The organism is Yersinia pekkanenii (assembly GCF_001152565.1).
GTDB lineage: Bacteria > Pseudomonadota > Gammaproteobacteria > Enterobacterales > Enterobacteriaceae > Yersinia > Yersinia pekkanenii.
Genome location: NZ_CQAZ01000109.1, coordinates 1 through 3,577, shown reverse-complemented (window position 1 = coordinate 3,577; position 3,577 = coordinate 1). Strand labels below are relative to the sequence as shown.

The window sequence follows — 3,577 nt, the reverse complement described above, 5'->3', positions numbered from 1 at the left end:
CACGGGTTAAATGGCGATTACCATCCATTTTTTCCCGCGATCATCGTTATATTTATCGGTCATTTTTTGTGTTTTATGGCCCAGCAATTTTTGTGTTTCCAACCCTTGTTCTCGATACAGACGTTCAGACAGAGAGCGTTGTTCATGGAAGGTTGGCGCGGTTCCCTCCGGCCATGTGATGCCTGAACGGTTTCTGGCCTTTTTAAACGTTGTCGTTATGGCGTTTGCTGAAACGCTGTCACCTCTGATTGCCTGTGATGTAGTGTGTCGAAAATGAACCAAATATTTGCTTAACACTGCATCCCGACACTTGGCTACCACTTCCCTCAGTGACAGGTTGATCGGCCCACAAACCAGATCCAATGGGATAGCCAGGCGTGAACCTGTTTTCTCCTGAGTGATGTGTAACATGTCATCCCAAATATCAGTAAATTTCATATTGGAAATGTCCCCGATCCTTTGACCAGTAACCAAAGCTAGTAGCATTGCACACTGGAGATAGGGAGGATGTTGTTCGGCGGCAATATAAATGGCTTTCCATTCGTCAAGCGACAAGCGTTGGCGCGTCACTTCCATTTTTGGAGTGCTGATAACGTCCGTAATTGATTGAACATCTACCATTTCGTCAGGTAAAAGATCCACGTCATATACAACCAATTTTACTGATGCCTTGCGCGCGGTGAACGTGTTAAGGCTGGTTGTTAAAGAGTCTTGTTTTGATGTGATCAGACATTCAAGAAGATACTTTCTGAGCAAGTTAGATTGTTTAACCCAGCTTTTTTTCCGGTCCGCATTACGCTTTGCTTCTTTATCGCAAACATCTGCATGCCCATCTAGTTTTCTGATAAACGCCATGGTTGCATCGAATTTATCTTCAAGCATCTCACCGCGCTACAAAAGGTTGTCACTGACGGCCGGTTAATAATTAACAGTGTTCAATCACAGTAGGGGGGAAGCGATGGTCCAATTATCCCTTTACTGACTGTATTAGCTGTAGAAATGGAGCACAAAACAAATTCAATCGCTAGCAATACTCCCCTCATCTTAAATTCCTATGTATTAATTAAATTTTACATTCATACATTATTTATTACAAATATGTTAGTTTTGTATTGGTGTTTCGATGATGCTTCACGTATAGAAGCATTAATTAAAGGGCGGAGAACCGTCACATAAATAAAGGGATAAATAATGGAAAAAACAATCTCAGTAGGCGATACCACAATCACAATCAGCGAGACAACGGACGGCTGTGTGAATATCAAGGTGTGTTGCTGCAACCAACCAATACCAACGCCAACGCCAACTGATGGCCAAACTCCACCGCCATGAGGTCCTAACAGTTAGCCTCGGTATAGTCCGAGGCTTTTTTATTCCCATTGCATCACACATCAATAGGGTAGGGTTGTCGCAATCCACAGATATTGGCCGTGACGTAGTACCTCTCTATCGCGCGTACCTGTGGAATCAAAAACAACCAATACACCTTGATAGTCGGGCATTGACGGCAACATCAGCCGTTGTAGGCGAAGCGATGTGACAGCCGGAGAGACGGCCTGTATTGCAGCAGACATTCAATGAGTGGTTGCGACAATACACAATAAGCAATGCTACCACTTGTTTCCTACCCACACCTATAGGGCTTGTGACACAGGATATTGTCTATCGACAAATCCAGTTGATGAAGTCACTCCCGCTGGAAGCCGCCGACCGGGTGAAAGACATTCAGGATCGCGCCATTCAGGCAATGATTAATGGTGAGCGTCCAGATGAACTGTACGAGATGATCATGCAGTCCGGCGATGTTGCCGCGAGCCGTGCGCGTCTTATAGCGCGTACTTTGGCCCTCTCATTGAGCTTATTGAGTGGTGATCCGCCGGTGCGCGCATGAATTCACGACAAATACACCGCAGGATACCCCTTTTAGCGGCGTGGTGACGGTTGACCGTTCACTGGAAGCTAAGCGCATGCAGGCAGGGCAGAACATTAACGGAGCCATTCTCATTGTGACTCAGTTCCGTCTCACTCAGGGACAGCCGGGGCTTGATGCTGACGTGGTTACATACCGAGGCAGGAAGTACCGTATGACGTTTGCTGATCCCTATATCCGCGCAGCCATCAAAAAGCGAAAGGTGTTCCCGACAGACGACTCGGTGCAAAAAGTTATTTATCTGGCGATCAAGGATGCGTCAAAAAAATGGAATATGCCGATTCAAAGCTGGAGGCAAGCAATGAGCCGTTTTATTATCGAGTTCGGTGACCGGTTGAGCGATCACCTTTAATACCGTGGGCAATTACACAGAATTATTTACAGGGTCCAGATATCGAGTGACCAGTAGCGCCGGAGTAACAATGCCGGGCTTAATGGCCCGGCCAATTCAATCGTATAGCCAGCGACCCGCTTTGGCGGATTCGATTAGCATCCCTATAGTGAAGTCAGGAATATCAAGAAGTTGCTTCTTTTTAAATGGATTCAGTGAAATTGGTAGATCAGGGTAATAAGTTGCTATATTGAATGAACCTCTGAAAACAGAAAATTCCTTGAAGAACTCTTCCATTAACTCTTCCGCTTCATCAACATCCAGCCTGAGATCAAAATGAATACTTGATTCAGGTATCAGTTCACTCTTTTTCCATTTTTTAAAGAGATAAACACCATCATGTCGGGTCGCTAGGGCTATTACTCTTTGTGCAATATCATCTACCATATCTTATCGTTCCCTCTGGCGATCATGTTATAATCACGGACTGAACGGTATACGATTTGTGATACATCTGAAGCAATAATAATAATTCCGATAAGGGGGATGGTTCGACCAACAAATGTACCAATCTTTGCGACCATTTTCCGTTTTGCAGTCCATGGAGTATAGCCACCAATCCATGTTGGTAATCTCATGCCGAACGGGAATTTATTATTACCAAATACTTTACGGGCATGACGCGAAGCGTAAGACGTTCCTTCAATAGCATCACGAGGCTTTGTACGTGTTGATAAGTTATTCCTACCACTAATAATCACCACAACAGCCCCAAAATCCTGAATACCAAACTGGTATGCAGTGTTCTCACAAAAAATCATAAAAAATCATAAAAAGTCATTCGTTGGCGGTCAGATTCGAACGACATGCATAAAAATAGGTATTGCCCAACTCTTCAACCGTATCCATAACTCTTCCCTGTTATTACTGCATTGGGTTCCGTTACAGCATATTGGATTTAGGAGGGATACTCCAAGCGGATTATAGCGATCAAAATTCTGAAAATAGGGTTGCAAGCCAATACTTTTTCGATGCCTGTCATCATTGGCGCTACGAAATTTTTACGAATTAATTGATAACCATATGAATTTAACTAATGGAATAGAAAGGCAAACCACTTTGATAATTTAATCATCGGATCGGCATTATGTCTCAGTAGCACAATAATCGGTTGTGTATTCAATGTGGTTATTAGCATCACACTAGGTAATGCTCACGCTCAATGAACGTACTGATGATCCCGTCATTCATTTCTGCCGACTTTGAGTATCCGAGAGTCTTGCGGTTCAGTCGTTTCAACCGATTACGGATATTCA

At 43.9% G+C, this 3,577-nt stretch carries 3 protein-coding genes and 4 pseudogenes; 3 read left to right on the top strand and 4 right to left on the bottom strand.

Going from position 1 to position 3,577, the window contains the following annotated elements:
* Positions 1-6: 6 nt before the first annotated feature.
* A complete protein-coding gene (locus tag AEP37_RS22700; protein ID WP_072086403.1) occupies positions 7-882 on the bottom strand; it encodes a tyrosine-type recombinase/integrase in 876 nt (291 codons plus the stop codon).
* Between the two features lie 748 nt (positions 883-1,630).
* On the opposite strand from AEP37_RS22700, the pseudogene AEP37_RS22695 reads away from it, so the two are divergent.
* The 3 pseudogenes from AEP37_RS22695 to AEP37_RS26375 all read left to right on the top strand — a co-directional run.
* Positions 1,631-1,840 (top strand): annotated as a pseudogene (locus AEP37_RS22695) (phage minor head protein); the annotation flags it as partial.
* A 52-nt stretch (positions 1,841-1,892) separates the two neighbouring features.
* Positions 1,893-2,105, top strand: a pseudogene (locus AEP37_RS25425) (head-tail adaptor); the annotation flags it as partial.
* Positions 2,106-2,282: pseudogene (locus tag AEP37_RS26375) on the top strand (IS256 family transposase); the annotation flags it as partial.
* Positions 2,283-2,378: 96 nt separating this feature from the next.
* Here AEP37_RS26375 and AEP37_RS22685 read toward each other — a convergent pair.
* The 3 genes and pseudogenes from AEP37_RS22685 to AEP37_RS22675 form a co-directional block, all read right to left on the bottom strand.
* Positions 2,379-2,708, bottom strand: a complete 330-nt coding sequence (locus AEP37_RS22685) for a DUF1493 family protein (protein WP_049615447.1) — start codon at positions 2,706-2,708, stop codon at positions 2,379-2,381.
* Positions 2,702-3,170 (bottom strand): annotated as a pseudogene (locus AEP37_RS22680) (STM2901 family protein). The gene AEP37_RS22685 and the pseudogene AEP37_RS22680 overlap by 7 nt, the downstream one beginning before the upstream one ends.
* Positions 3,171-3,458: 288 nt before the next feature.
* The coding region (locus tag AEP37_RS22675; protein ID WP_049615445.1) for an IS1 family transposase at positions 3,459-3,577 on the bottom strand (119 nt) is incomplete at its 5' end.